At 64.7% G+C, this 25827-nt stretch carries 27 protein-coding genes and 1 tRNA gene; 11 read left to right on the forward strand and 17 right to left on the reverse strand.

Annotated features, from left to right (window positions below):
• Positions 1-19 precede the first annotated feature (19 nt).
• The 7 genes from pth to HU751_RS12525 form a co-directional block, all read right to left on the reverse strand.
• Positions 20-604, reverse strand: a complete 585-nt coding sequence (gene pth, locus HU751_RS12495; RefSeq protein WP_023629555.1) for an aminoacyl-tRNA hydrolase — start codon at positions 602-604, stop codon at positions 20-22.
• A 79-nt stretch (positions 605-683) separates the two neighbouring features.
• Positions 684-1280, reverse strand: a complete 597-nt coding sequence (locus HU751_RS12500) for a 50S ribosomal protein L25/general stress protein Ctc (protein ID WP_011532196.1) — start codon at positions 1278-1280, stop codon at positions 684-686.
• A gap of 123 nt (positions 1281-1403) precedes the next feature.
• Entirely contained in the window at positions 1404-2345 is a 942-nt protein-coding gene (locus HU751_RS12505; RefSeq protein WP_016391678.1) for a ribose-phosphate pyrophosphokinase, read from the reverse strand.
• Between the two features lie 45 nt (positions 2346-2390).
• Positions 2391-2465: transfer RNA gene (locus tag HU751_RS12510), tRNA-Gln, on the reverse strand.
• A gap of 20 nt (positions 2466-2485) precedes the next feature.
• Positions 2486-3346 (reverse strand): 4-(cytidine 5'-diphospho)-2-C-methyl-D-erythritol kinase, encoded by an 861-nt coding sequence (gene ispE / locus HU751_RS12515; protein WP_186735461.1) that lies wholly within the window; start codon positions 3344-3346, stop codon positions 2486-2488.
• A 4-nt stretch (positions 3347-3350) separates the two neighbouring features.
• The gene (lolB, locus tag HU751_RS12520) at positions 3351-3968 is read right to left on the reverse strand and encodes a lipoprotein insertase outer membrane protein LolB (RefSeq protein WP_186735463.1); all 618 of its coding nucleotides are present in this window, start codon (positions 3966-3968) and stop codon (positions 3351-3353) included.
• A 3-nt stretch (positions 3969-3971) separates the two neighbouring features.
• Positions 3972-5693, reverse strand: a complete 1722-nt coding sequence (locus tag HU751_RS12525) for a tetratricopeptide repeat protein (protein ID WP_186735465.1) — start codon at positions 5691-5693, stop codon at positions 3972-3974.
• 1030 nt (positions 5694-6723) lie between these two features.
• Here HU751_RS12525 and hemA point away from each other — a divergent pair.
• Genes hemA through murI form a run of 5 tightly spaced genes read left to right on the forward strand, consistent with a single transcriptional unit; the run spans position 6724 to position 11450 of the window.
• Positions 6724-8001, forward strand: coding sequence for a glutamyl-tRNA reductase (gene hemA / locus HU751_RS12530; RefSeq protein WP_062572808.1), 1278 nt, complete (start codon positions 6724-6726; stop codon positions 7999-8001).
• Positions 7998-9080: a peptide chain release factor 1 gene (gene prfA, locus HU751_RS12535; RefSeq protein ID WP_186733886.1), complete on the forward strand. Its 1083-nt coding sequence runs from the start codon at positions 7998-8000 to the stop codon at positions 9078-9080. The genes hemA and prfA overlap by 4 nt, the downstream gene beginning before the upstream one ends.
• Positions 9081-9911, forward strand: coding sequence for a peptide chain release factor N(5)-glutamine methyltransferase (gene prmC, locus HU751_RS12540; protein WP_186733885.1), 831 nt, complete (start codon positions 9081-9083; stop codon positions 9909-9911).
• Positions 9905-10660 (forward strand): molybdopterin-synthase adenylyltransferase MoeB, encoded by a 756-nt coding sequence (locus HU751_RS12545; protein WP_186733884.1) that lies wholly within the window; start codon positions 9905-9907, stop codon positions 10658-10660. The genes prmC and HU751_RS12545 overlap by 7 nt, the downstream gene beginning before the upstream one ends.
• Positions 10653-11450: a glutamate racemase gene (gene murI, locus HU751_RS12550; RefSeq protein WP_050703733.1), complete on the forward strand. Its 798-nt coding sequence runs from the start codon at positions 10653-10655 to the stop codon at positions 11448-11450. Before HU751_RS12545 ends, murI begins: the two co-directional genes overlap by 8 nt.
• Positions 11451-11459: 9 nt before the next feature.
• Here murI and HU751_RS12555 read toward each other — a convergent pair whose 3' ends face one another.
• The 5 genes from HU751_RS12555 to HU751_RS12575 all read right to left on the reverse strand — a co-directional run bounded on the left by HU751_RS12555 (position 11460) and on the right by HU751_RS12575 (position 16518).
• Complete coding sequence (locus tag HU751_RS12555; protein ID WP_186733883.1) at positions 11460-12140, reverse strand: SDR family oxidoreductase; 681 nt, start codon at positions 12138-12140, stop codon at positions 11460-11462.
• 3 nt (positions 12141-12143) lie between these two features.
• Positions 12144-13580: a deoxyribodipyrimidine photo-lyase gene (gene phrB / locus HU751_RS12560; protein ID WP_186733882.1), complete on the reverse strand. Its 1437-nt coding sequence runs from the start codon at positions 13578-13580 to the stop codon at positions 12144-12146.
• 11 nt (positions 13581-13591) lie between these two features.
• Positions 13592-14467: a MerR family transcriptional regulator gene (locus HU751_RS12565; protein ID WP_186733881.1), complete on the reverse strand. Its 876-nt coding sequence runs from the start codon at positions 14465-14467 to the stop codon at positions 13592-13594.
• Entirely contained in the window at positions 14457-15425 is a 969-nt protein-coding gene (locus HU751_RS12570) for a DUF523 and DUF1722 domain-containing protein (RefSeq protein WP_186713170.1), read from the reverse strand. Before HU751_RS12570 ends, HU751_RS12565 begins: the two co-directional genes overlap by 11 nt.
• 106 nt (positions 15426-15531) lie before the next feature.
• Positions 15532-16518, reverse strand: a complete 987-nt coding sequence (locus HU751_RS12575) for an NAD(P)/FAD-dependent oxidoreductase (RefSeq protein ID WP_186733880.1) — start codon at positions 16516-16518, stop codon at positions 15532-15534.
• Between the two features lie 186 nt (positions 16519-16704).
• Between HU751_RS12575 and HU751_RS12580 the strand changes: the two genes are divergently transcribed.
• On the forward strand, positions 16705-17610 hold the full coding sequence (locus HU751_RS12580; protein WP_186733879.1) for a TIGR01777 family oxidoreductase: 906 nt from the start codon (positions 16705-16707) through the stop codon (positions 17608-17610).
• 13 nt (positions 17611-17623) lie between these two features.
• Complete coding sequence (hemH, locus tag HU751_RS12585; protein ID WP_186733878.1) at positions 17624-18637, forward strand: ferrochelatase; 1014 nt, start codon at positions 17624-17626, stop codon at positions 18635-18637.
• Positions 18638-18697: 60 nt separating this feature from the next.
• Here the strand turns inward: hemH and HU751_RS12590 are convergent, their stop codons facing one another.
• Positions 18698-19972 carry a uracil-xanthine permease family protein gene (locus tag HU751_RS12590; RefSeq protein WP_186713173.1) on the reverse strand — a complete coding sequence of 425 codons (1275 nt, stop codon included), beginning with the start codon at positions 19970-19972 and terminating at the stop codon, positions 18698-18700.
• A gap of 2 nt (positions 19973-19974) precedes the next feature.
• The gene (upp, locus tag HU751_RS12595) at positions 19975-20613 is read right to left on the reverse strand and encodes a uracil phosphoribosyltransferase (RefSeq protein WP_028691132.1); all 639 of its coding nucleotides are present in this window, start codon (positions 20611-20613) and stop codon (positions 19975-19977) included.
• Between the two features lie 165 nt (positions 20614-20778).
• On the opposite strand from upp, the gene HU751_RS12600 reads away from it, so the two are divergent.
• The 3 genes from HU751_RS12600 (at position 20779) to HU751_RS12610 (ending at position 22253) form a co-directional block, all read left to right on the forward strand.
• Positions 20779-21336, forward strand: a complete 558-nt coding sequence (locus tag HU751_RS12600) for a hypoxanthine-guanine phosphoribosyltransferase (RefSeq protein ID WP_050703742.1) — start codon at positions 20779-20781, stop codon at positions 21334-21336.
• A gap of 85 nt (positions 21337-21421) precedes the next feature.
• Positions 21422-21892, forward strand: coding sequence for a hypothetical protein (locus HU751_RS12605; protein WP_186733877.1), 471 nt, complete (start codon positions 21422-21424; stop codon positions 21890-21892).
• 70 nt (positions 21893-21962) lie between these two features.
• Positions 21963-22253, forward strand: coding sequence for a PA4642 family protein (locus HU751_RS12610; RefSeq protein ID WP_186733876.1), 291 nt, complete (start codon positions 21963-21965; stop codon positions 22251-22253).
• Between the two features lie 163 nt (positions 22254-22416).
• Here HU751_RS12610 and mqo read toward each other — a convergent pair whose 3' ends face one another.
• Together mqo and HU751_RS12620 are read right to left on the reverse strand one after the other, a co-directional pair.
• Complete coding sequence (mqo, locus tag HU751_RS12615) at positions 22417-23922, reverse strand: malate dehydrogenase (quinone) (protein WP_050703746.1); 1506 nt, start codon at positions 23920-23922, stop codon at positions 22417-22419.
• A 605-nt stretch (positions 23923-24527) separates the two neighbouring features.
• The gene (locus HU751_RS12620) at positions 24528-24761 is read right to left on the reverse strand and encodes a hypothetical protein (RefSeq protein ID WP_186713175.1); all 234 of its coding nucleotides are present in this window, start codon (positions 24759-24761) and stop codon (positions 24528-24530) included.
• Between the two features lie 194 nt (positions 24762-24955).
• Between HU751_RS12620 and HU751_RS12625 the strand changes: the two genes are divergently transcribed.
• Positions 24956-25540: a YajG family lipoprotein gene (locus HU751_RS12625; protein WP_011532230.1), complete on the forward strand. Its 585-nt coding sequence runs from the start codon at positions 24956-24958 to the stop codon at positions 25538-25540.
• 80 nt (positions 25541-25620) lie between these two features.
• Here HU751_RS12625 and HU751_RS12630 read toward each other — a convergent pair whose 3' ends face one another.
• Complete coding sequence (locus HU751_RS12630; RefSeq protein ID WP_050703748.1) at positions 25621-25827, reverse strand: hypothetical protein; 207 nt, start codon at positions 25825-25827, stop codon at positions 25621-25623.

Below are 25827 nucleotides of genomic sequence, written 5' to 3' on the forward strand. Positions count from 1 at the left end.
ATTCCCCTTTCTTAAAGTGTCAGGCCTTCTGGCTGTGCAGTTCGCGCATGGCCTTGGCGAAGTCGCCGGCCAGCACGTCGGGCATCACGCCGAGGGCAAAATCGATGCTGGCGTCGAGCTTCTCCTGCTCGGCGCGTGGCGCCCGGCCCAGGACGAAGTTGGAGACCAGTTTGGCGTCGCCCGGGTGGCCGATGCCGAGCCGCAGGCGGTGGAAGTCGTTCTGGTTGCCGAGCTGCGCGATGATGTCGCGCAGGCCGTTGTGCCCACCGTGGCCGCCGCCTCTCTTGAGCTTGGCGACGCCGGGAGGCAGGTCGAGTTCGTCGTGGGCCACCAGGATCGCTTCCGGCTTGATGCGGAAGAAATTGGCCAGAGCCGCCACGGACTGGCCGCTACGGTTCATGTAGGTGGTGGGGATCAACAGGCGAACATCGTTGCCCTGATGGCTGAACTTAGCCGTCAGGCCGAAATACTTTTTGTCAGCGGACAGCGAAACACGCTGGGCGCTGGCGAGGCGTTCAACGAAAAGAGCCCCTGCGTTATGCCGGGTCTGTTCGTATTCGGGGCCGGGGTTACCCAGGCCGACGATCAACTGGATGGCGGTCACGTCAGGGGCTCTTCCTTGGAGTTGGTGGGTTACGGTGCGCGCGGCACTGTAACCCGATCAACGCCGGCGTGCGAGTGGATTACTCGGCAGCGCCTTCAGCAGCTTCAGCGGCAACGCGCGGGGCGTGGACGTTGGCAACAGCTTTGTCATCACCGTGGGCCAGAGCGACGAACTCTACGCCTTTCGGAGCTTTCAGGTCCGACAGGTGGATGATGGTGCCGACTTCGGCCTTGGACAGGTCGACTTCGATGAACTCAGGCAGGTCCTTGGCTTCGCAGGACACTTCGATCTCGGAAACGACGTGCGAGATTTCGCCGCCTTTCTTGATCGGGGCTTCTTCACCGACGAAGTGAACTGGAACCTTGGCGGTCAGCTTCTGGCCAGCAACGACGCGAACGAAGTCGGCGTGCATGATGAAGCCTTTGGCCGGGTGACGCTGCATGGCCTTGACCACGACGTTCTGCTTGGCGCCGTCGACGTTCAGTTCGATCACGTGGCTGAAGGCAGCTTCGTTTTCGAACAGCTTGGCGATTTCCTTGGCCACGATGGTCAGGGATTGGGCTTCTTTATCGCCACCGTAGACAACGGCAGGGATGTTGGCGGAGTGACGCAGGCGGCGGCTCGCACCTTTCCCCAGGTCAGTACGCGCTTGGGCGTTCAGGATGAAGTCAGTCATTTTGTTTCTCCAAATTAGCCTCCCGAAAGGCGTTTGCGACCAGCGCCAGACGGGGATGGCAAAAAAGCCCCGCCCCAACAACCAGTGTTGGGGCGGGGCGCTTTTCGTCAGCGAGTGTTCCGCTTAGCGGAACATCGCGCTGATCGATTCTTCATTGCTGATGCGGCGGACCGCTTCAGCGACAACCGGTGCGATATCCAGCTGGCGGATACGGTCACAGGCTTGAGCAGCGGCGGACAGCGGCACGGTGTTGGTCACCACCAGCTCGTCCAGTACCGACTTCTCGATGTTCTCGATCGCGCGGCCCGACAGGACAGGGTGCGTGCAGTAGGCGTAGACCTTGGCGGCACCGTGTTCTTTCAGGGCTTTGGCCGCGTGGCACAGGGTGCCGGCGGTGTCGACCATGTCGTCTACCAGGATGCAGGTGCGTCCTTCGACGTCGCCGATGATGTGCATAACCTCGGAGTGGTTAGCCTTTTCGCGGCGCTTGTCGATGATCCCGAGATCGACGCCCAGGGACTTGGCGACGGCGCGAGCACGCACCACACCACCGATGTCCGGGGAAACGATCATCAGGTTCTCGAAACGCTGGTCCTCGATGTCGTCGACCAGTACGGGCGAGCCGTAGATGTTGTCGACGGGGATATCGAAGAAACCCTGGATCTGGTCAGCGTGCAGGTCGACGGTGAGTACACGGTCGATACCCACGACAGTGAGCATGTCAGCGACGACTTTGGCGCTGATGGCTACACGTGCCGAACGCGGACGGCGGTCCTGGCGGGCGTATCCGAAGTAGGGAATCACGGCGGTGATTCGCGACGCTGAGGAGCGGCGGAAGGCATCTGCCATCACGACCAGTTCCATCAGATTGTCGTTGGTTGGAGCACAGGTGGGCTGAATGATGAAGACGTCCTTACCGCGGACATTTTCATTGATTTCAGCACTGATTTCGCCGTCGGAGAACTTACCGACAGAAACATCACCCAGTGGAATATGCAGCTGACGTACGACACGTCGAGCCAGATCGGGGTTGGCATTCCCCGTGAAGACCATCATCTTGGACACGCGCAGTACCTGAAGGCTGAGGGTAACCTGGATGAGTATAAGAAATGGCAGGGGCGGCTGGATTCGAACCAACGCATGGCAGGATCAAAACCTGCTGCCTTACCGCTTGGCGACGCCCCTGTATCTGTTGCTGCGAATTCTTATGAACTCGACTTCTTGATCAGACTTTGCAGCTTGCGATGCAACATCGAAACATTGCTTCCTTTCGCTACAAACCCTGTTTGGGTCTCTGAAAGAAGGGCCAGAACTCTATCAGCTTCGGCTTTGCTTGGGAAGGCCCCAAACACACAACTTCCAGTGCCGGTCATTCGTGCTTCGGTGAATTTACCCAGTGAAATCAGCGCATTGCGAACTTCAGGGTACCGTTGCTCTACTACCGGTTGGCAGTCATTTCGACTGTTTCCCTCGGGAACGGGGCGCATCTTAAGGGGGAGGGAATCACGTGTCAACTCCGGATGCGAAAAAATTTCCGCTGTGCTGACAGACACTTGCGGCACCAGCACGACATACCAGGGTTCCTCGGGGTCGACCGGGGTCAGCTGCTCGCCGACACCCTGGGCGAAGGCCGCGTGGCCACGGACGAACACCGGCACATCGGCGCCGAGCGACAGGCCCAGGCTGGCCAGGCGGTCTTCGTCCCAGTCCAGCTGCCACAGGTGGGCGAGCGCCAGCAGGGTGGTGGCAGCGTCCGAGCTGCCGCCACCGATGCCGCCGCCCATGGGCAACACCTTGTGCAGCCAGATGTCGGCGCCGAGCGGAGTGCCGGACTGTGCCTGCAGCAGGCGCGCGGCGCGGACGATCAGGTTGCTGTCGTGGGGCACGCCTTCAATTTCAGTCTGCAGGCGGATCTGGCCGTCCTCGCGCAGGGCGAAGCTCAGTTCGTCGCCGTGCTCGAGGAACTGGAACACGGTTTCCAGCTCGTGGTAACCGTCGGCGCGGCGACCGGTGATGTGCAGCCAGAGGTTGAGCTTGGCCGGGGCGGGCAGGGTCAGCTTGTGCATCGGCTCAGTGCCCCAGCTGGCGTGGCTGCCAGTCCTTGACTACCAGGGTCACGTCGATGTTTTCGCCGTGCAGCTTCAGGCGCTCGGGCAGCCAGTAGCCGTTCTGCTCCACATAGCTCAGGTACTCGACCTGCCAGCCATCCTGGTGAAGGCTGGCCAGGCGGCTGTCGCCGTCGAGGGTCAGCTGGCTCTTGCTGTCCGGAGCGGGCAGGCCGCGCACCCACCAGACCAGGTGCGACACCGGCAGGCGCCAGCCCAGTTGTTCTTCCAGCAGCGCCTCGGGGTTGGCGGCCTCGTAGCGGCCCTGGTTGGCTACTTCCAGCACCACGCCGCCGGGGCGCCCGGTCAGGCGCGCCGCGCCGCGACCCAGGGGGCCGGCCAGGCGGATGTCGTAGTAGTCCTGGCGTTGCAGCCAGAACAAGGTGCCGCTGCCGGAGTCGCGTGGGGCGCGGATGCCGACCTTGCCGTTGATCTGCCAGCCGTCGAGGCTGCCGAGCTGCTGTTTGTGCTCGCGCCACAGCTGCGGGTTGCCCTGGCCCTGTACGGCTTCCTTGCTGCCGAAGCCGGCGCAGCCGGTGAGCAGGGCAATGAGGGTGAAGGTGATGCAATGACGCAGGAACATGGTTTACAGGCTCTCGGATCCGGTCAGGCGCAGCAGGGTCTTGCGCAGGATGGGGCTGTCGGCCTGGGCTTCGAAGCCCTTGGCCCAGACTTGGCGGGCTTCGCGGCGCTTGCCGTTGGCCCAGAGGACTTCGCCCAGGTGGGCGGCGACTTCATGGTCGGGGAAGCGCTCGAAGGCCAGGCGCAGCTGGCGTTCGGCTTCCTCGAGGTTGCCCATGCGATAGGCCACCCAGCCCAGGCTGTCGAGCACCGCCGGGTCGTCCGGGGTGAGCTGGTGGGCCTTGTCGATCAGCGTCTTGGCTTCGCTGTAGCGGGTGGTGCGATCGGCCAGGGTGTAGCCCAGGGCGTTGAGGGCCATGGCGTTTTCCGGCTCGCGGGCAAGGATCGCGCGCAGGTCTTTCTCCATCTGCGCCAGGTCGTTGCGCTTCTCGGCGAGCATGGCGCGGGTATAGAGCAGGTTGAGGTCGTCCGGGTAGCGCTTGATCGCCTGCGCCAGCACTTGACCGGCCTGGGCCTCCTTGCCGTTGTTACCCAGGCTTTCGGCTTCGATCAGGTACAGCTGGATGGCGTAGTCCGGCTGGGCCTCGCGGGCTTCGGCGAGTATCCGCGAGGCTTCGGCGCTGCGGCCGTTGGCGATGAGGATATCGGCCTGGCGCAGTTGCGCCGGCAGGTAGTCCGGGCCGGGGCCGACCAGGGCGTATTCGCGCAGGGCGGCGGCCGGCTGGCTGCGCTCTTCGCGGATGCGGCCCAGGTTGAGGTGGGCGGCGTCGACGTTGGCGTCACGCTCGACCAGTTCCTGCAGGTATCCCTCGGCTTCGTCCCAGTGTTTGGTTTCCAGGCACACCAGGGCCAGCGAGTAGCGGATTTCGTCGTCTTCGGGGTACTGCTGCAGCAGGCTTTCGAATTCGGCCTTGGCGTCGTCGATGCGGTCCTGCTCGACCAGGGTGCGGGCGTAGGTCAGGCGCAGGCGTTTGTCCTCGGGGTTGTCGCGGATCGCCCCACGCAGCAGTGGCAGGGCCTCGGGGCCACGGTCCATGGCTTGCAGCAGACGGGCGCGCAGTAGCACCGGGGCGATCTCGCCGTTCTTCGGCGGATGGGCCTCGAGCAGGTCGAGGGCCTGTTGCGGCTTGTCGTCCTGGTTCAGCAGCAGGGCCTTGCCGAACACCAGCTGGCCGTTGTCGGGGTATTTCACCAGCAGGCGGTCGAAGCTCTGCATCAGGCCGTCACGGGTGCTCTGGTCGGTCTCGGCGGCCGCCAGGGCGAGGAAATCGAAGTGGGTGTCGCCCTGGCCCTGCAGCACCTTTTCCATGTAGGTCATGGAATCGTCGTAGCGTCCGGCGCGGGCCAGCTGGATGGCCGCGGCGCGCTGGGCGTCGAGGTTCTGCGGATCGTTGCGGGCCCAGATCAGGGCGGTGTCCAGGGCTGGCTCGTCGGCGCCGAGGTATTCGGCGATGCGATAGGCACGCTCGGAGACGGCCGGATCCTGGGTTTTTTCGGCCTGGTCGACGTAGTTGGCCAGGGCGATGTCGAAGCGGTTGCGCTGGCCGGCCAGCTCCGCCACCAGCAGGCTGTACAGGGTTTCCTGCTTGAACGATCCGTACACCACGGGCTTTTCCGCGCTCTTGCCGGCGTCGGTGGCGGGCGACTGGACGTCCGTCTTCGGGGCCAGGCTCTGGCAGCCTTGAAGCAGGGCGAGGGCAAGCAGCAATGCGTAGGATTTGTTCATAGAGGCTTATAAAGAGGCTAAACCGGCGGTCGGAGCATGATGACACAAGCGTGAGGGCAAACCCACCTGCGAAGGTCGTGGTGTGAAGCGGTGCTTCGGAGTATAGGGACAATGAGCCGGGGCGGTGGTTCGCAACCAATCCATGGCATCCCGCCCTTGCCCTTGCCCTTGCCCTTGTTTTTGCTCGGCTTTTGCTTTTGCTTCTAAGCGCGCGGTAGTTCAGGCAACACCAATTGCGACTTCAGGAGGCCGAACGCAGGTCTTGCGGAGGGAGGTGACGGGCATGGATGCCCGTCAAGCGCTGCGCCCCAGGATGGGGCGTTCAGCGCGGTCCTCCCGGGAGCAAGACCGGAGTGAGGGGACCCCGGAGCGAAGCGTAGGGGCCGGATGAATGGAGCGAGGATTTTTTGGTTCCTTTTTGATCCTTCAAAAAGGGACCCGCCGTAAGGGCGGAAAGGTGACTATACGTCGCCATCGCCAATGAATGAGCGCATAACTTCCAAAACCCACGCTCTGAAAATCAAAGTCAAAATCGGTCGGCGCGGGTTTCTACAGGTGCAAGCGCATTCATTTACGATGTCGACGCATAGTCACCTTTTCGCCCTTACGGCGAGTCACTTTTTGTCAAACGCCCGGAGCGCCGGCCGGACAAAAGTAACCAAAAAACGCTGCGCTCCATTCATCCGGCCCTCCGCTGCGCTCCGGGTCCCCTCACTTCGGCCTTGCTCCCGGGAGGACCGCGCTGCAGGGCCCATCCTGGGCCCCAGCGCTTGACGGGCATCCATGCCCGTCACCTCCCTCCGCAAGGCCTGCGTTCGGCCTCCTGAAGTCGCGAAGGTACGGGCGGCGCCTGCACTGGCGCAGCTGTCGCTAGCTGGGTATGGCGCTAGACTCCTGATCGGCAACGGCAGGGAAGTGTGATGGTGCGGGGCGATAGGCACGCCGCATCGCCACAATAGCGAACGGTGGTTGTTCTAAAACCTGCGAAGTAGGACAATTATCGGCTTCACGTCCCAACCAGCGACCTTGCATGGCCTTTCTTGCACTTGGTATCAACCATAAGACTGCCTCGGTAGACGTACGCGAGCGCGTGGCGTTTACGCCCGAGCAGCTGGTCGATGCCCTGCAGCAGCTCTGCCGACTGACCGCCAGCCGCGAGGCGGCGATCCTGTCCACCTGCAACCGCAGCGAACTGTATATAGAGCAGGACCACCTCGCCGCCGACGCCGTGCTGCAATGGCTGGCCGACTACCACCAGCTGAGCCTCGACGAACTGCGCGCCAGCGCTTACGTCCACGAGGAGCACGACGCGGTCCGGCACATGATGCGCGTGGCCTCCGGCCTCGACTCGCTGGTGCTCGGCGAGCCGCAGATCCTCGGCCAGATGAAGTCGGCCTACGCCGTGGCTCGCGAGGCCGGCACCGTCGGGCCGCTGCTGGGTCGGCTGTTCCAGGCCACCTTCAGCGCCGCCAAGCAGGTGCGCACAGACACCGCCATCGGCGAGAACCCGGTCTCGGTGGCGTTCGCCGCGGTCAGTCTGGCCAGGCAGATCTTCTCCGACCTGGGCCGCAGCCAGGCGCTGCTGATCGGCGCCGGCGAGACCATCACCCTGGTTGCCCGCCACCTGCACGAGCAGGGCGTGCGCCGCATCGTCGTGGCCAATCGCACCCTTGAGCGCGCCAGCATTCTCGCCGAGCAGTTCGGCGCGCATGCCGTGCTGCTCTCGGACATCCCGCAGGAACTGGCCAACAGCGACATCGTCATCAGCTCCACTGCCAGCCAGTTGCCGATCCTCGGTAAGGGCGCGGTGGAAAGCGCGCTGAAGCAGCGCCGGCACAAGCCGATCTTCATGGTCGACATCGCCGTGCCGCGTGACATCGAGCCGCAGGTGGGCGAGCTGGACGACGTCTACCTCTATACCGTCGACGACCTGCACGAAGTGGTCGCGGAAAACCTCAAGAGCCGTCAGGGCGCGGCCCAGGCCGCCGAAGAGCTGGTCTCGGCCGGCGCCGACGATTTCATGGTGCGCCTGCGCGAGCTGGCGGCGGTGGATGTGCTCAAGGCCTATCGCCAGCAGAGCGAGCGCCTGCGCGACGAAGAACTGCAAAAGGCCCTGCGCCTGCTCGGCAACGGCGGCAACCCCGAGGACGTGCTCATGCAACTGGCCCGGGGCCTGACCAACAAACTCCTGCACGCCCCCAGCGTGCAGCTGAAAAAGCTCTCCGCCGAAGGCCGCCTCGATGCGCTGGCCATGGCCCAGGAACTCTTCGCCCTCCACGAGGGCTCGACGGACAAATCCCCGCAATGAAAGCGTCGCTGCTGAACAAACTGGACACGCTCCAGGATCGCTTCGAGGAACTCACCGCGCTGCTCGGTGACGCCGAAGTCATTTCCGACCAGACGCGTTTTCGCGCCTACTCCCGCGAGTACGCCGAAGTCGAGCCGGTGATCGCCTGCTATCAAGGCTGGCGCAAGGTCCAGGACGACCTCGAGGGCGCCCAGGCGCTGCTCAAGGACGCCGACCCCGACCTGCGCGAAATGGCGGTCGAAGAAGTGCGCGAAGCGAAAGAGCAGCTGGTGGTCCTGGAGTCGCAACTGCAGCGCATGCTGCTGCCCAAGGACCCCAACGACGGGCGCAACGTGTTCCTTGAAATCCGCGCCGGCACCGGTGGCGACGAGGCGGCGATCTTCTCCGGCGACCTGTTCCGCATGTACTCGCGCTACGCCGAGAAACGCGGCTGGCGCCTGGAGATCCTCTCCGAGAACGAAGGCGAGCACGGCGGCTACAAGGAAATCATCGCCCGGGTCGAAGGCGACAGCGTGTACGGCAAGCTGAAGTTCGAGTCCGGTGCGCACCGTGTGCAGCGGGTCCCGGAAACCGAATCCCAGGGCCGCATCCACACCTCGGCCTGCACCGTGGCGGTATTGCCCGAGCCCGACGAGCAGGTGGCGATCGAGATCAACCCGGCCGACCTGCGCGTGGACACCTACCGCGCCTCCGGCGCCGGCGGCCAGCACGTCAACAAGACCGACTCGGCGATCCGTATCACCCACTTGCCCACCGGCATCGTGGTCGAGTGCCAGGAAGAGCGTTCGCAGCACAAGAACCGTGCCCGCGCCATGTCCTGGCTCTCGGCCAAGCTCAACGACATGCAGACCAGCGCCGCGCAGAACGCCATCGCCAGCGAGCGCAAGCTGCTGGTGGGCTCGGGTGACCGCTCCGAGCGCATCCGCACCTACAACTATCCACAGGGCCGGGTCACCGACCACCGTATCAACCTCACCCTCTACTCCCTGGACGATATCCTCGCCGGTGGCGTGGAGGCCGTGATCGAGCCGTTGCTGGCCGAATACCAGGCCGATCAGCTGGCCGCCCTGGGGGATTGAATGACCATCATCGCCAGCCTGCTGCGCAACGCGCAGTTGCCAGACTCGCCGACCGAACGGCTGGACGCCGAGCTGCTCCTGGCCGCGGCCCTGGGCAAGTCGCGCAGCTTCCTGCACACCTGGCCCGAGCGTATCGTCAGCAGCGAGGCGGCGCAGGTGTTCGCCGACTACCTTGAACGGCGTCGCGCCGGTGAGCCGGTGGCCTATATCCTCGGCCAGCAGGGGTTCTGGAAGCTGGACCTGGAAGTCGCGCCACATACGTTGATCCCGCGCCCGGACACCGAGCTGCTGGTGGAAACCGCGCTCGAGCTCGTGCCGCCCACGCCTGCCCGGGTCCTCGACCTGGGCACCGGCACCGGGGCCATTGCCCTGGCCCTGGCCAATGAGTGCCCGGGGTGGCAGGTCACGGCGGTGGACCGCATCGACGAGGCCGTGGCCCTGGCCGAGCGCAACCGCCAGCGCCTGGGCCTGGGCAATGTCCAGGTGCGTGCCAGCCACTGGTTCGATGCCCTTGTGGGTGAGCGTTTCGACCTGATTCTCAGCAATCCGCCTTATATCCGCGCCGCCGATCCGCACCTGGTGGCCGGTGACGTGCGCTTCGAACCCAGCAGCGCCCTGGTGGCCGGCGAGGACGGGCTGGACGACCTGCGGGTGATCGTCGTCCAGGCCCCGTCGCACCTGCTGCCCGGAGGTTGGCTGCTGCTCGAGCACGGCTATGACCAGGCGCCCGCCGTACGCGACCTGCTGGCGGCGGCCGGCTTCATCGACGTCGCCAGCCGTGTCGACCTGGGCGGCCACGAACGCATCAGCCTGGGGCGCCTGCCATGCTGAGCGACCAGGAGCTGTTGCGCTACAGCCGGCAGATCCTCCTGTCGCAGGTGGATATCGACGGCCAGTTGCGCCTGAAACACGGCAAGGCCCTGGTCATCGGCCTCGGCGGGCTGGGCTCGCCGGTGGCGCTGTACCTCGCCGCGGCGGGCGTCGGTGAGCTGCACCTGGCCGATTTCGACACCGTCGACCTGACCAACCTGCAACGCCAGGTGATCCACGACAGCGACAGCGTCGGCATGAGCAAGGTCGATTCGGCTATCAAGCGTCTGCGGGCGATCAACCCGGAAATCAGCCTGGTCGCCCATCGCCGGGCGCTGGACGAGGATTCGTTGGCCGCGGCGGTGGCGGCGGTCGATGTGGTGCTCGACTGCTCCGACAATTTCGGTACCCGCGAGGCGGTCAATGCCGCTTGCGTGGCTGCGGGCAAACCGTTGGTCAGCGGCGCGGCAATCCGCCTCGAAGGTCAGTTGTCGGTGTTCGACACCCGCCGCGACACCAGCCCCTGCTACCACTGCCTCTATGGCCATGGCAGCGAGGCCGAGCTGACCTGTAGCGAGGCTGGGGTGATCGGCCCGCTGGTGGGGCTGGTCGGCAGCCTGCAGGCCCTGGAAGCGCTGAAATTGCTGGCCGGTTTCGGCGAGCCGCTGGTCGGCCGCCTGCTGCTGATCGACGCCCTGGGCACCCGCATGCGCGAGCTGCGGGTCAAGCGCGACCCTGCCTGCACCGTGTGTGGCAATCGCCATGGCTGAGCGTTCGGCGCCGGTGGGCGTGATGGATTCCGGCGTCGGCGGGTTGTCGGTGCTGGCCGAGATCCAGCGCCTGCTGCCCAACGAATCCTTGCTTTACCTGGCCGACAGCGGCCATGTGCCCTATGGCGAGAAGTCCCCGGACTACATTCGCCAGCGTCTGCGGCTGATCGCCAGGTTCTACCATGAGCAGGGCGCCAAGGCATTGGTCCTGGCCTGCAACACGGCCACGGTGGCCGCAGTGGCCGACCTGCGCGAGCTCTACCCGGACTGGCCGCTGGTGGGGATGGAGCCTGCGGTCAAGCCGGCGGCTGCGGCAACCCGCTCCGGCGTGGTAGGCGTGCTGGCCACCACCGGTACCCTGCAGAGCGCCAAGTTCGCCGCCTTGCTCGACCGCTTCGCCAGTGATGTGCGGGTGATCACCCAGCCGTGTCCTGGGCTGGTCGAGCGTATCGAGGCGGGCGACCTGGTCAGCGAGCAACTGCGCCAGTTGCTCTCGGGCTATGTCAAGCCGCTGCTCGCGGCCGGCTGCGACACCCTGATCCTGGGCTGCACCCACTACCCGTTCCTGCGGCCCATGCTGGCCGAAATGGTGCCGGCGGATGTGGCGATCATCGACACCGGCGCTGCCGTGGCGCGCCAACTGCAACGCCTGCTGGGCGCCCGTGGGCTGCTCAGTGACGGACCGGCGCAGCCAACGGCGTTCTGGAGCAGCGGCGAGCCGGAGTGCTTGCGCAAGGTGCTGCCGCTGTTGTGGAACCAATCCGGCAGCGTGCAGCGCTTCCTGCCTTGAAACCTAGGGTCAGCTGTTCTTTGGTAGCGGCCACAGTTCGCTTGGGTTGAGCACCTCCAGCACCAGATCGGCCTGGCGCTCGTCCAGGCGCGCCAGCAACTCCTGCGCCGCGCTTTGCGCCGTCCAGGGCTCCGGAATGGCCTGCACCGAGGTCACCGGGGCCTTCAGCGATTGAGGCGCCACCACCATCAGGTCGATGCCCAGCGTGTGCAGGACATTGCGCTGCTCTTTCAGCCACGTCGGCAGGCTGTTGCCGCCATTGAGCGGCTGGTTCGGTTCGAACAGCTGCAATGCCGAGTAGCGGCTGAGAATAGTCATGACCTGCGGCTTCTGGCCCTTGGCCAACAACGGCAGCGCGGCGTTCAGGCTCTGGTGCGTGGCTTGCAGGTTGCTGCTGACGATCTGTTCGAACAGGTCTGCATTCGCCATATTGTCCGGCAGGTAGTCGCAGCTCCCGGCATTTACCAGCAGACAATCCAGCGCCCCCCAGGCGGCCTGAAGCCGCTGGCCGGCATCCTGCAAGGGGCCGAAAAGCCGCAGCAAGCGTGCTCCGTGAAGCGCCCCCAGGCTGTCGAGTTCCTGGCTATCCCTGCCACTGGCGGCCACCGTGTGCCCTTGTGCGAGCAACTGTTCCACCAAGGCCAGGCCGAGTCCGTGGCTGGCTCCTGTAACCCAGAAACGACGTGTCATGCTCTATGCCCCCTGATCCTGCCAGCTGGTCAAGCTTTTGAAGGCTTCCAATGCGCGTTGGCGACTACTATCGAGATCGACTATCGGGCCCGAGTAATTATTAGTAGCAAATAGGTCAGCGGATTTCACCGGGAAGTGAATCGATTTATCGTCTTTCCCCTCCAGTTCCGGCAACCACTGGCGGATGAACACCCCTTTCGGATCGAAGCGCTGCGACTGAGTGATGGGATTGAAGATCCGAAAATAGGGCACCGCATCGGTACCGGTCGAAGCGCTCCATTGCCAGCCACCGTTGTTGGCGGCCAGGTCACCGTCTATCAGGTGACGCATGAAATGCCGTTCGCCGTGCCGCCAGTCGATCAGCAGGTTTTTGCTGAGGAACATGGCGACGATCATGCGCAGGCGGTTATGCATCCAGCCGGTGTGCAACAGTTGGCGCATGGCGGCATCGATGAGGGGGAATCCGGTGCGGCCCTCCTTCCAGGCCTGCAGGTCGGCGGGCGCGTCGCGCCAGGGCAATGCTTCTGTATGCAGGCGGAAGGCGCGGTGCCGGGAGACCCGGGGGTAGCCCACCAGCGTGTGCTTGTAGAACTCGCGCCACAGCAGCTCGTTGACCCAGGTCTGCACGCCGACGCTGCCACTATCGAATTCACCCCGGTTGCTCGCCAGTGCCGCGTGCAGGCACTGGCGCGGCGAGACCACGCCGGCGGCGAGGTAGGGAGAGAGCTGGCTGGTGCCGGCCCTGGCAGGCAGGTCGCGCAGCTGTGCGTAGTCGTCGATGGTTTCGTCGACGAAGCGCTGTAGCCGCCGCTTGCCTTCATCCTCGCCTGCCGGCCAGTGTTGGCGCAGGGTTTCGCAAGGGAGCGCGAAGCCTTCGACCTGCTGGGGGACGGTGTCGCTGCCGATCCCGAGGGACTGTTGGGCCTGTACCGGTTGAGCCAGCGACGGGAGGCTGCGGTGCAGGTGCTCCAGGCAGACCCGCTTGAACTGGCTGAATACTTGAAAGTATTGGCCGGTGCGGGTCAGTACGCTACCGGGCCTGAATAGCAGCTGGTCGAGATGGCTGGTGGCGGTGATCCCGGCTTGTTGCAGTGATTCGCGAGTTGCTTGGTCCCTCCGGGCCTCGTTGATGCCGTATTCGTCGTTCCAGTGCACGGCCTCGATGCGGTGTTGGCGGCAGACCTCGAGCATGCATTCAGGGACGTCGGCCCAGGTGTCGGTGGTGCGAATCAGCAGCGGAATGTTCAATGCCGCCAGTGATTGTTGCAACAGTCGCAGGTTGCGCAGCCAGAAGTCGACCTTGCAGGGCGCATCGTCGTGGGCCTGCCACTGGCCGGGGCTGGCAATCCACAGGGCCACGGTCGGGCCGCGTTGGCAGGCAGCCGTGAGGGCGGTGTTGTCGTCGATGCGCAGGTCGCTGCGCAGCCAGATCAGTTGCATGGGTAACAGGCTCAAGGTCGGGGTTGCTGGAGGCGGCGCAGGGCGGCCGGGGGGCTGTCGAACAGGTGCAAGTCAGGGAGTGACAGTGCGTGCAGTTCCGTCTCATGCAGGCTGACGGTATTACCACCCAGGAGTTTCAGTGTGTTGACGTCCTGCAATGCTCGGCCGAGCACGGCGAGGTCGGGGCGACGACCGAGGTGCAGCAGCAGCGCTTGTGGCTGCAGTTGCTCGACGGCCAACCGCAATTGGCGGGGTTCAACGGACCACTCGAGGATCTCCAGTGGGTAGCCGTTGCTGCTCAGCAACCAGGCACAGAGCCAGAACTCGGCATCGAAGGCGCAATCGTCGGAGCGGGCGAGCAGCACGCAAGGGCCGCCAAGCGAGTGGCTGTCGTGATAGACCCGCGCCCCCAGCTTGCTGCGCAGCCAGCCGTGAAAGAACACCTGTTCCAGTCGGGCGTCGAAATGCGTTTGCCAGCGCTGTTCGAGGGCCTCGAGCAGCGGCAGCAGCAAGCGCTCGCAGACGGTCACGGCGGGGTAGAGGGCCATCACCTGGTTGATCAACTGGTCCAGCGGGCGTTGGGAAAGACGGGCGATGGCCGCGATCAGCTGTTCGATGCGTTCGCCCCATTCGCCCTGGATCGGCGCCGTGGCGTGCGCGGCATTGTCCAGCAGTTCGCGCACCTGGCTTACCGCGGCGCCACGCTCCAGCCAGCGCAGCACGGCTTGGACCCGCTGCACCTGGTCCTGTGGATAAAGGCGATGGCCCTTGGGTGTGCGCTGCGGCTTGATCAGGCCGTAACGGCGTTCCCAGGCGCGCAGGGTTACCGGATTGACGCCGGTCAGGCGGGCCACTTCGCCGATGGGCAGCAATGGGTCAGATGGCATTGCGCAGTCCGAGGTCTTCCGGATGGGGTTGCAGGTAGGCCTGTTGCAGCAGGTAGGGATCGGGATGGCGGCGCAGGTGGTGCTTGAGCAGGGTCAAGGGCACCACCAGTGGCACCACGCCTTTCTGGTACTGGCCGATGACCTGCTGCAACTCGGCCTTGTCCGCCTGGCCCAGGTCGTTGCGCAGGTAGCCGCTCAGGTGCTGCAGCACGTTGCCGTGGGTGCCGCGGCTGGCGCAGCGGCGCAGCGCCTGCATCAGCTGGCTGAAGTAGCGCGGGCCGAGTTGCATCGGGTCGTCGTCGCGGCTCATGTTGCCGAGCAGGCGGCCAAGGCTGCGATAGGCCTGGGGGTTGTGAGCCATCAGCAGGTACTTGTAGCGGGCATGGAAGCGGATCAGCGCGCCGCGGCTCAGGCCCTGGCGCAGCAGTTGTCGCCAGTCGGCGTAGGCGTAGACGCGGGCGATGAAGTTTTCCCGCAGCACCGGATCGTGCAGGCGGCCTTCCTCCTCGACCGGCAGGTCCGGGCGCCGCTCGCAGAATGCCGCGGCGTAGGCGCCCCGGCCACCCTGGTGGGCCGGGTGGCCGTCTTCCTGGTAGACCTTGACCCGTTCAAGGCCGCAGGACGGTGACTTCTGCATGAAGATGTAGCCGCAGATATCGTCGAGTTCGTCGGCCATCTGTGCGCCGTAGGCACGCAGCGGGCCGGCGAAATCGGTGGCGCTGTTGCGCGTGCCGGTGACGGCCGGATGCTCGGGGTCGCCTACCAGGCGGATGGGTTCACGGGGCGTGCCCAGGCCGATGGCGACCTCGGGGCACAGGGGGACCCAGTCGAAATGCTTGCCGAGCAGCTCGAGGCACAGGCTGGAGGCTTTGTGGCCGGCGTTGTAGCGCACATTGCGGCCGGTCAGGCAGGCGCTGATGGCCAGGCGAGGCTTGCCACTGGGCGGGGAAGCGTTCATCGCGGTCTCCGGAATGACTTGTACAGGCTGCACGGTTTGTACAAGTCTATTCCAGCACAGATGAAAACTTATACAAGTATAATTTTTTGTATAAGTTTGCCGTCGATTATTCCAGGTGCTCCAGCAGGCGCCGAGCGGCTTCCTGGCCGCTGAGCCAGGCCCCTTCGACCCGGCCGGACAGGCACCAGTCGCCACAGGCGTACAGGCCCAGGTCGGCATCGGCCAGCGTGCCCCACTCGTGATTGACGGCAGGGCGCGCGTACAGCCAGCGGTGGGCGAGAGCGAAGGTCGGTGCGGGAACGACGCAGCCGACCAGTTCGGCAAATTCTCCCCACAGCTGCTCGATCACTTCTTCCTTGGGCAGGTCGATGTGCTGTTTGCTCCAGCTGGAGGTGGCATGCAGCACCCAGGTGTCGAGTTGCTCGTCGCGGCCCGGCTTGCTGCGGTTGCGGGCCAGCCAGTCGAGCGGGTTGTCCTGCACGAAGCAGCCCTGCATCGGGGTTTCCAGCGGTGCCTGGAAGCCCAGGGCAATGGCCCAGGTCGGCTCCATCTGAACCCCGGCGGCAACCGCCGCGAGCTTGGGCGCGGCGGCCAGCAACGGGGTGGTCTGGGGCGCCGGCACGGCGATCACCACCTGGCTGAACGGCCCATGGCTGCAGCCTTCGGTGTCCTGCAGGTGCCAGTACTGCTTGCCGCGGAACACCTCGGTGATGCGACAGCCGAAGTTCACCGTGACATCCTTGAGCAGGCCGCGGGTGATGGCACTCATGCGCGGCACGCCGACCCAGCGGGTCTGTTCGTCGGGGGAGGGGGTCAGTTCGCCATCGCGGTAGTTGTACAGCTGCGGCTTCCACTGCGCGGCCCAGCCGTTGGCCACCCAGTGCTGAACCTGCTCGACGAAGCGCCGGTCGCGGGCGGTGAAGTACTGGGCGCCGAGGTCCAGGGCGCCGGCATCGCTGCGCTTGCTGGCCATGCGTCCGCCGCTGCCGTGGCCCTTGTCGAACAGGTGGACGGTCTGCCCGGCCTTCTGCAAGGCCTGGGCGGCGGACAGGCCGGCGATTCCGGCACCGATGATGGCAATAGGTACTGTCATGATGGCCTCTTCGAACCTAGCTATACGCAGCCTACGCTGCCAGGCAAACCTGTACAATGCACAATGTTTGTATAAGGTTATTCCGCTCGATAGGCAGGTTGGCCTATGTTTATCCGAGAGCGTTCGGTCAAAAAAGTGCCTTGATCTTAAAAATAGACCACGGCCGCCCAGTGTGAGGACACAGCCATGCATATATTGCTGACCGGCGGTACCGGCCTGATCGGCCAACACCTCTGCCAGATGTGGCGCCAGCAAGGGCATCGCCTGACGGTCTGGAGCCGCCGCCCCGAACAGGTGGCGAAAATCTGCGGTACCGGCGTGCGGGGCGTGGCCCGACTGGAGGACATTGCCGATGACGACGAGGTCGACGCGGTGGTCAACCTGGCCGGTGCGCCGATCGCCGACCGGCCGTGGACCGCGGCGCGGCGCAATCTGCTCTGGGCCAGCCGGGTGACCCTCACCGAGCAGTTGCTGGCCTGGCTGGAGCGCCGTGAGCGCCGCCCGCAAGTGCTGGTTTCCGGCTCTGCGGTGGGCTGGTACGGCGACGGTGGCGAGCGTGAGCTCACCGAGGCTTCGCAGCCGGTGAAGGAGGACTTCGCCAGCCAGCTGTGCATCGCCTGGGAGGAAACCGCCCAGCGTGCCGAGGCCCTGGGGATCCGCGTGGTGCTGGTGCGCACCGGCCTGGTACTGGCCGCCGATGGCGGCTTTTTGTCGCGCCTGCGCCTGCCGTACAAGCTGGGCTTGGGCGGGCCGCTGGGCGATGGTCGGCAGTGGATGCCCTGGGTGCATATCGACGACCAAATCGGCCTGATTGATTTTCTCTTGCAGCACAACGAAGCCAGCGGTCCCTATAATGCCTGCGCGCCGGAGCCGGTGCGCAACCGCGAGTTCGCCAAGCGCCTGGGCCGCACCCTGCATCGCCCGGCGTTCATGCCGATGCCGGCGCTGTTGCTCAAGGCCGGGCTCGGCGAGCTGTCGACGCTGCTGCTCGGCGGCCAGCGCGCGCGCCCGGTGCGCCTGCTGGCGGCGGGCTTCACGTTCCGCTTCAACGATCTGCAATCGGCCCTGGACAACCTGTCCAGCCGCCTCTGACATAGGACGCTGCATGACCGATCACGCCCTGCTGCTGGTCAACCTGGGTTCGCCGGCCTCCACCTCGGTGGCCGACGTGCGCCGTTACCTCAACCAGTTCCTCATGGACCCGTACGTGATCGATCTGCCCTGGCCGGTGCGGCGGTTGCTGGTGTCGCTGATCCTGATCAAGCGCCCCGAGCAGTCGGCCCATGCCTACGCCTCGATCTGGTGGGACGAGGGCTCGCCGCTGGTGGTGCTGACCCGCCGTCTGCAGCAGGCGATGGCCGCCCATTGGCCCCATGGGCCGGTGGAGATCGCCATGCGCTACGGACAACCGGCGCTGCCGGAGGTCCTGGAGCGCATGGCCGCGCAAGGGGTGCGCAAGGTGACGCTGGCACCGCTTTATCCACAGTTCGCCGACAGCACCGTGACCACCGTGGTGGAGTTGGCGAAGCAGACCATCGCCGAGCGCAAGCTGCCCTTGCAGACCCGCATTCTGCAGCCGTTCTACGATCACCCTGAGTACATCGATGCATTGGTGGCCAGCGCCCGCCCGTACCTGGAGCAGGATTACGATCATCTGCTGCTGAGCTTCCATGGTTTGCCCGAGCGACACCTGAAGAAGCTCGACCCCACCGGCCAGCATGACTTCCAGGCCGCCGACTGTTGCAAGGACGCCAGCGCCGAGATGCGTGCGGTGTGCTATCGCGGCCAGTGCCTGGCCACGGCCAGGGCATTCGCCGAGAAGATGGGCATCCCGGACGGCAAGTGGTCGGTGTCGTTCCAGTCGCGCCTGGGCCGGGCCAAATGGATCGAGCCCTACACCGAGACGCGCCTGGATGAGCTGGGCAAGGCGGGGGTGAAGAAGCTGTTGGTGATGTGCCCGGCGTTTGTCGCCGATTGCATCGAAACGCTGGAGGAGATCGGCATGCGCGGCAGCGAGCAGTTCGTCGAGGCCGGTGGCAAGGAGCTGGTGCTGGTGCCGTGCCTGAATGATCACCCGGAGTGGGTGAGGGTGTTGGCGGGGATGTGCGAGAAGGCTTGAGAAACTCGCCTGGCTTTGAATCTAGGGGCCGCAAGGCGGCCCCAGGATTTCAAGAAAGACTCAAGGCAGCTGATCATCCAACTTCTTGTTCTTCCAGCCATCGTTGCCCGGCAGGATCAGGTTCAGGGCAATGGCCACCACGGCGCACAGGGCGATGCCTTTCAGGCCCCAGTCGTCCGGGCCGTCGCCGCTGCCGATCAGCACGCCGCCGATACCGAACACCAGGGTCACCGAAACGATCACCAGGTTGCGCGCCTCGGCCAGGTCGATCTTGTGGCGGATCATGGTGTTCATGCCCACCGCCGCGATCGAACCGAACAACAGGCAGAGAATGCCGCCCATCACCGGTACCGGAATGCTCTGCAGCAGCGCGCCGAACTTGCCGATGAAGGCCAGGGTGATGGCGAATACCGCCGCCCAGGTCATGATCTTCGGGTTGTAGTTCTTGGTCAGCATCACCGCGCCGGTCACTTCGGCGTAGGTGGTGTTGGGCGGGCCGCCGAACAGGCCGGCGGCGGTGGTGGCCAGGCCGTCACCCAGCAGCGTGCGGTGCAGGCCGGGCTTTTTCAGGTAGTCGCGGCCGGTCACGCTGCCCACCGCAATCACCCCGCCGATGTGTTCGATCGCCGGGGCCAGGGCCACCGGCACGATGAACAGGATGGCCTGCCAGTTGAAGGCCGGCGCGGTGAAGTTCGGCAGCTCCAGCCAAGGGGCTGCGGCGATCTTGGCGGTGTCGACCACGCCAAAGGCGAACGACAGGGCGAAGCCCACCAACACGCCGGCGATGATCGGCACCAGGCGGAAGATGCCCTTGCCGAACACGGCGACGATCAGCGTGGTCAGCAGTGCCGGCATGGAGATCAGCATGGCGGTCTTGTACGGCATCAGCGCAGCGCCATCACCACCCTTGCCCATCGCCATGTTGGCGGCGATCGGCGCCATGGCCAGGCCGATGGAGATGATCACCGGGCCGATCACCACCGGCGGCAGCATGCGGTCGATGAAACCGGTGCCCTTGATCTTCACCATCAGGCCCATGAAGGTGTACACGAAGCCTGCGGCCATCACGCCGCCCATGGTCTCGGCCAGGCCGAACTGGCCCTTGGCGAGGATGATCGGGGTGATGAAGGCGAAGCTCGAAGCCAGGAATACCGGGACCTGACGGCCCGTGACCAGCTGGAACAGCAGGGTGCCGATGCCGGCGGTGAACAGCGCCACGTTCGGATCGAGGCCGGTGATCAGCGGCATCAGCACCAGCGCGCCGAATGCCACGAAGAGCATCTGCGCGCCCGAGACGACCTGGCGCCAGAGCGGGTCGTTGAAGCCGTCCTGCATGGTCAGGCGTCCTTCTGCTTGGTGCCGAAGATCTTGTCGCCGGCATCACCCAGGCCTGGGACGATGTAGCCGTGCTCGTTCAGGCGCTGGTCGATCGAGGCGGTGTAGATCTGCACATCCGGGTGGGCTTTCTCCACCACGGCGATGCCTTCGGGCGCCGCGACCAGGACCATGGCGCGGATTTCCTTGCAGCCGGCCTTTTTCAGCAGGTCGATGGTGGCGACCATCGAACCGCCGGTGGCCAGCATCGGGTCGATGATCAGGGCCAGGCGCTGGTTGATGTCCGGCGCGAGTTTCTCGAGGTAGGTGTGGGCTTCGAGGGTTTCCTCGTTGCGGGCCACGCCCACGGCACTCACCTTGGCCCCGGGGACCAGGCTGAGCACGCCGTCGAGCATGCCGATGCCGGCGCGCAGGATCGGCACGACGGTGATCTTCTTGCCGGCGATCTTCTCGACTTGCACCTTGCCGCACCAACCGTCGATCTCGTAGGTTTCGAGCGGCAGGTCCTGGGTGGCTTCATAGGTCAGCAGTGCACCGACTTCCTGGGCGAGTTCGCGAAAATTCTTGGTGCTGATATCGGCACGGCGCATCAGGCCGAGCTTGTGGCGGATCAGCGGATGGCGGATCTCACGAGTAGGCATAGGGGGAGGGCTCCGGGAGGCGGGCAAAAAAACCGCGCTAGATTAATCTATTCAGTCCTTGATGTCGTGCAGTCATTGTGCACGTTAGTCCATAAAGGCTTGATCTGGGACGAGCGGATGCGTACCTTTGCCCGCTTTTCCAAAACGCACCCCCTGGAGAGCGCCATGTCCGCCGATCTCGAGCATATCCGTCAAGTGATGCACGAGGCTGATTGCCTGTACAACGAAGCCGAGGTCGAGGCCGCCATCGCCGAGGTCGGCAAGCAGATTTGCCAGGACCTGCACGACAAGAACCCGGTGGTCTTCTGCGTGATGAACGGCGGCCTGATCTTCTCCGGCAAGCTGCTCACCCACCTGCAGTTCCCGCTGGAGGCCTCGTACCTGCATGCCACCCGCTACCGCAACACCACCAGTGGCGGCGAGCTGTTCTGGAAGGCCAAGCCGGAAGTGTCGTTCATCGACCGCGACGTGCTGATCGTCGACGACATCCTCGACGAGGGCCATACCCTCAGCGCCATCATCGAGTTCTGCAAGCACGCCGGCGCCCGCGCGGTGCACACCGCCGTGCTGATCGACAAGGACCACGACCGCAAGGCCAGCCCGGACCTGAAGGCCACCTACACCGGCCTGCCATGCATCGACCGCTACATCTTCGGCTACGGCATGGACTACAAGGGCTACTGGCGCAACGCCAACGGCATCTTCGCGGTCAAGGGCCTCTGACGGCTCCAGGAGGGGCGTCGAACGCCCCTCCACAATGTGCGCCTGGGTCCGTGCTAGAGTGCCTGCTCTTGCCAAGGAGCCTCACATGCGTGCGATCGTCCCCCTCCTGCTGGCGGTGAGCCTGCCGCTTTCCGCTGCGCCGCTGCACAGCCAGTTCCTGCCGCCCGACGACCTCTCCCTGCGCCAGGAGGCTCCGGCCAGCCAGCAACTGCTGCAGGTCACCGACTACAGCGTGGTGGTGGGCACCCAGCGCCAGTCCGACCAGCAACCGATTCCGATCACCTCGTCCCTGCAGATACGCCTTAAGGGCAAGCCGTTGAGCAAGGGTTCTACCATCGCCCAGGTGTTGCTCAACTTCGACGGCGAGGGCGGCAAGAGCTTGAAAAAGCCGGCCTATGACGACAAGAGCCGGACCCTGACCCTCAACTACCCGATGGCCGACTACCGGGTGATCATGGACTTGCTGCGCAACGAAACCCTGTACGTGCAGTTCCTCACCTACGCCAATGGCCACATCTGGGCCGACCTGCACACCGGTACCGTACGTACGCGTTGAGGGCCGTGGGTTTCGGGGGGTAAACTGCCGGCCTTCGAAAATGCCCGTGATGGCCCAGTTGGAGTCGGCGATGCGTAAAGACAAGAAACAAGTGATTGGTGACGAGATCAGCGACGAGTACATCAAGACGTTCCTGCAGTTCGAGCCGGCCGATGGCCTGACCTCGCCGTCCCATCACAAGCTGATCAAGGGCTACCGCGGCCTGCGCATCGATGATTTCGAACGCTATGTGGGCTTCTTCGTCGCCGCCGGCTACGACCTGGACGGCAAGGACGAGCACGGCAAGACCTTCGCCGAGGTGATCGCCGACCAGCGCAATGCGCCGGAGTACATCGAGATCATCGAAAACGCCCGAGTTTGACCCGGAGCGTTGCGTGGGAGCGGGCTTGCCCCGCGATCGCATCGGTACAGCCATGGAAATGGTTCGGCCTGCACCGGCCAGATCGCGGGGCAAGCCCGCTCCCACGAGAGATTTGCCCGCAAACAAAAAACGCCCCGAGGGGCGTTTTTTGGTTTCAGCCGGATCAGGCGTAATGCTTGGCCGGGCTGCTTTCCACCAGCTCCAGCGCCACATCGTTGTCGGCGCTGATCTTGTGGTACAGGGCAGCATCGGTGGCCAGGACCTTCTCGCGGGCCGGGAAGATCTCCTTGAGCTTGGCGGCCCAGGCGCCCTTGGCCTGCTCGGGGAAGCAGCGCTCGATCAGCTCGAGCATGATCGACACGGTCACCGAGGCGCCCGGCGAGGCGCCGAGCAGCGCGGCCAGGCTGCCGTCCTGGGCCGAGACCAGCTCGGTGCCGAACTGCAGGATGCCGCCTTTCTTCGGATCCTTCTTGATGATCTGCACGCGCTGACCGGCCACTTCCAGGCGCCAGTCCTCGGCTTTCGCCTCGGGGTAGAAGCGGCGCAGCGATTCCAGGCGCTGTTCCATCGACTGCATCACTTCGCTGACCAGGTACTTGGTCAGGTCCATGTTGTCGCGGGCCACGGCCAGCATCGGGCCGAGGTTGCCTGCGCGCACCGACAGCGGCAGGTCCAGGAGCGAGCCGTGCTTGAGGAACTTGGTGGTGAAGCCGGCGTATGGGCCGAACAGCAGCGACGTCTTGCCGTCGACCACGCGGGTGTCCAGGTGCGGTACCGACATCGGTGGGGCGCCGACCGCGGCCTGGCTGTAGACCTTGGCCTGGTGCTGCTTGACGATTTCCGGGTTGTCGCAGCGCAGCCACTGGCCGCTGACCGGGAAGCCGCCGAAGCCCTTGCTCTCCGGGATGCCGGACATCTGCAGCAACGGCAGGGCCGCGCCGCCGGCGCCGAGGAAGACGAAGCGGGCGTCGACCTCACGGCTGCCGCCGCTGTTGACGTCCTTGATGCTCACGGTCCAGCCGCTGCCGTTTCGACGCAGGCCGACGACCTTCTTGCTGTACTTGACCTGGGCGTCCGGGCTGTTGCCCAGCTGCTTGAGCAGCTTGTTGGTCAGGGCGCCGAAGTTGACGTCGGTGCCCTTCATCACGCGGGTGGCGGCGATGCGCTGGTCGGCCGGACGGCCTGGCATCATCAGCGGCATCCACTCCTTCATCACCGCCTGGTCTTCGGTGTATTCCATCTCGGCGAAGGCGTGGTGCTGCTTGAGCAGCTCGAAGCGCTTCTTGAGGAAGGCAATACCCTTGTCACCCTCGACGTAGCTCAGGTGCGGTACCGGGTTGATGAAGGCGCGCGGCGAGCCGAAGCCGCTCTTGCGGCTCAGGTAGGCCCAGAACTGGCGCGAGACCTCGAACTGGGTGTTGATGTGCACGGCCTTCTTGATGTCGATGCTGCCATCGGCGGCCTGCGGGGTGTAATTGAGCTCGCACAGGCCGGCATGGCCGGTACCGGCGTTGTTCCAGGGGTTGGAACTCTCCGCGGCTCCGGAGTCCATCGCCTCGACGACCTCAAGCTTCAGGGTCGGGTCGAGCTCCTTGAGCAGTACGGCCAGGGTGGCACTCATGATGCCCGCGCCTACCAGTACCACATCAACCGATTCGTTCTGCGCCATTAACGCGTCTCCACAATCTACAGCACCTAATTGACAGCATAGGATCCGTGGGGTGGCCCGGATCGCCATGTCCGACTCTTCGCAGTTCTTGCAACTTCCGCGGATACCGCCAATCAGTCTTGGGTGTTCGGCTATTGAACGCCCTTTGCCACGGGTGCGGCAATTCGACTTATGGTCAAGTGCTCCGTCGTGCGTTATGGACCGGCCTCAGAGGCTCATCGGGGATGAGCGCTTTTGCCGTCTGTTCAGGGCTGTTCGGGACACATCTGCCGCTCTTGCACATGCCAGACTGTTCATTTGCTCGCCACACTCTCGTGAAGTTGTGAAAAACCGTTTTTTCACGCTCTTTTGGAGTCGTGAACCTCAAAAGTGGACTGCGCGATGGCAACCCGCAGGTTCATGCGAAGCAGAAGGCCGGAAACAGCAGGCACGACAGCCAATGCAAGACCTGAGTGGAAGGCTCTCTGTGGGCGAAGCGTCGAGGGTGCCGGGGTGAAGCGGCGAATGCGGGGCCCGATCAGGAGACGTCCTTATAATCGGGGGGAGATTATAACGATGTCGCGGGCGGAAAGGGCGTACTTGTTGGGTTTTTATTGCAGCGTTTGTCAGGCGGACAGGGTGCGTTGCTGCCAACGCTGCGTTGCACGGGCGCAAATCCGGGCGCTGGCCGGCAGCGGGCGGCCGAGCCAGGCCAGTTGCGCCTCGTTCACCTGCACCCAGGCGCCGTTGCCCGGTGGCGTGGCGCAGTGCTTGAAACCGAGGCAGATGCCGTCGCTGTCGAGGCGGGCGTAGGTGGCGTGGCGCGGGCGGTGGAAGAGCAGGGTCCAGAGCGAGGCCATGATGGTCAGTCCTGTGTGTGAGGGCTGGCGCCAGAGTAACCGGGGGGCATGAAACGATTGTGACAGAAGGGCAGTTGCTAGCTATAAGCGGCAAGCTACAAGGAAAAGGTAGGTGCTTTTGCTTGCAGCTTGCCGCTGGAAGCTTGCCGCTAGGTATACTGTGGGCCTTTGCCGCTTTTTCTGGAGAAACGCGCATGTTGCAACGTCTGTTGGTCGGTTTGTTCGCGGTGGCCAGCCTGAGCCTGGCCGGTTGTGCCCACAGCCCGCAGCAACTCAGCCCGCAACCCAAGCTTACCCAGCAACTGGCCCCGGTCGGCCACGGCCAGCCGGTGGTGGTCAAGGTCGTCGACGGGCGCGCCTCGCAATCGCTCGGCACCCGCGGTGGCATGTACCCCGAGACCAGCACCATCACCGTCAATGGCAACGATGTCGTGCCCAAGCTGCAGGCCCAGGCCGAGGCGGCGGTGCGCCTGCTCGGCTTCACCCCGACGCCCAACGCCTACAACGCGCCGCAGCTGACCGTGACCCTGGCCGAGCTCAAGTACCAGTCGCCCAAGGACAAGATGTACGTGACCGAGGCGACCATCGGCGCCACCTTCCGTGCCGACGTGTCCAACGCCAACCGCCGCTACAGCGGTCGCTACGGTGCCTCGCTGGACCAGCGCTTCGGCATGGCGCCGAACCAGGAAACCAACACCAAGCTGGTGAGCGATGTGCTCAGCGATGCCCTGACCCGCCTGTTCAAGGATCCGACCGTCGGTCAGGTGCTGGGCGAGTAAGGCTTTTGCGATGAAGAAAACCCGCCGCCTGCTCAGCCAGGCGGCGGGTTTTTTATTGTCTGCGCGGACGTATTCGCGGATCAGGCAGCCTGTACATTGAAGTCCAGCAGGCTGATCCCGGTGTGCGGGTCGACTTCCGGCAGGTCCTGGTGGGCATGCCCGCCCAGCGCGCAATACACCAGCCACTGGCGGTCCTGGACATTGATCGCGAAGCCATCGATCAGCGCCTGCTGCTCGTCGCTCTGGGCGACAAGGTAGAGGCGGTCCTGGTTTTCGGCGTGCAGCAT

It is taken from the genome of Pseudomonas peradeniyensis, from assembly GCF_014268935.2.
Lineage (GTDB): Bacteria > Pseudomonadota > Gammaproteobacteria > Pseudomonadales > Pseudomonadaceae > Aquipseudomonas > Aquipseudomonas peradeniyensis.

Excerpts from the sequence above, each read along its gene's own strand:
- HU751_RS12620 (WP_186713175.1), bottom strand. The coding sequence starts at position 24,761 with ATGGCCTCGCTCTGGACCCTGCTCTTCCACCGCCCGCGCCACGCCACC.
- phrB (WP_186733882.1), bottom strand. The coding sequence starts at position 13,580 with ATGCAACTGATCTGGCTGCGCAGCGACCTGCGCATCGACGACAACACC.
- hemH (WP_186733878.1), top strand. The coding sequence starts at position 17,624 with ATGACCGATCACGCCCTGCTGCTGGTCAACCTGGGTTCGCCGGCCTCC.
- HU751_RS12600 (WP_050703742.1), top strand. The coding sequence starts at position 20,779 with ATGTCCGCCGATCTCGAGCATATCCGTCAAGTGATGCACGAGGCTGAT.
- upp (WP_028691132.1), bottom strand. The coding sequence starts at position 20,613 with ATGCCTACTCGTGAGATCCGCCATCCGCTGATCCGCCACAAGCTCGGC.
- prfA (WP_186733886.1), top strand. The coding sequence starts at position 7,998 with ATGAAAGCGTCGCTGCTGAACAAACTGGACACGCTCCAGGATCGCTTC.
- mqo (WP_050703746.1), bottom strand. The coding sequence starts at position 23,922 with ATGGCGCAGAACGAATCGGTTGATGTGGTACTGGTAGGCGCGGGCATC.
- HU751_RS12570 (WP_186713170.1), bottom strand. The coding sequence starts at position 15,425 with ATGAACGCTTCCCCGCCCAGTGGCAAGCCTCGCCTGGCCATCAGCGCC.
- murI (WP_050703733.1), top strand. The coding sequence starts at position 10,653 with ATGGCTGAGCGTTCGGCGCCGGTGGGCGTGATGGATTCCGGCGTCGGC.
- HU751_RS12565 (WP_186733881.1), bottom strand. The coding sequence starts at position 14,467 with ATGCCATCTGACCCATTGCTGCCCATCGGCGAAGTGGCCCGCCTGACC.
- prmC (WP_186733885.1), top strand. The coding sequence starts at position 9,081 with ATGACCATCATCGCCAGCCTGCTGCGCAACGCGCAGTTGCCAGACTCG.
- HU751_RS12525 (WP_186735465.1), bottom strand. The coding sequence starts at position 5,693 with ATGAACAAATCCTACGCATTGCTGCTTGCCCTCGCCCTGCTTCAAGGC.
- HU751_RS12590 (WP_186713173.1), bottom strand. The coding sequence starts at position 19,972 with ATGCAGGACGGCTTCAACGACCCGCTCTGGCGCCAGGTCGTCTCGGGC.
- HU751_RS12625 (WP_011532230.1), top strand. The coding sequence starts at position 24,956 with ATGTTGCAACGTCTGTTGGTCGGTTTGTTCGCGGTGGCCAGCCTGAGC.
- ispE (WP_186735461.1), bottom strand. The coding sequence starts at position 3,346 with ATGCACAAGCTGACCCTGCCCGCCCCGGCCAAGCTCAACCTCTGGCTG.
- lolB (WP_186735463.1), bottom strand. The coding sequence starts at position 3,968 with ATGTTCCTGCGTCATTGCATCACCTTCACCCTCATTGCCCTGCTCACC.
- HU751_RS12605 (WP_186733877.1), top strand. The coding sequence starts at position 21,422 with ATGCGTGCGATCGTCCCCCTCCTGCTGGCGGTGAGCCTGCCGCTTTCC.
- HU751_RS12555 (WP_186733883.1), bottom strand. The coding sequence starts at position 12,140 with ATGACACGTCGTTTCTGGGTTACAGGAGCCAGCCACGGACTCGGCCTG.
- HU751_RS12630 (WP_050703748.1), bottom strand. The coding sequence starts at position 25,827 with ATGCTGCACGCCGAAAACCAGGACCGCCTCTACCTTGTCGCCCAGAGC.
- HU751_RS12575 (WP_186733880.1), bottom strand. The coding sequence starts at position 16,518 with ATGACAGTACCTATTGCCATCATCGGTGCCGGAATCGCCGGCCTGTCC.
- HU751_RS12580 (WP_186733879.1), top strand. The coding sequence starts at position 16,705 with ATGCATATATTGCTGACCGGCGGTACCGGCCTGATCGGCCAACACCTC.
- HU751_RS12545 (WP_186733884.1), top strand. The coding sequence starts at position 9,905 with ATGCTGAGCGACCAGGAGCTGTTGCGCTACAGCCGGCAGATCCTCCTG.
- hemA (WP_062572808.1), top strand. The coding sequence starts at position 6,724 with ATGGCCTTTCTTGCACTTGGTATCAACCATAAGACTGCCTCGGTAGAC.
- HU751_RS12610 (WP_186733876.1), top strand. The coding sequence starts at position 21,963 with ATGCGTAAAGACAAGAAACAAGTGATTGGTGACGAGATCAGCGACGAG.
- HU751_RS12500 (WP_011532196.1), bottom strand. The coding sequence starts at position 1,280 with ATGACTGACTTCATCCTGAACGCCCAAGCGCGTACTGACCTGGGGAAA.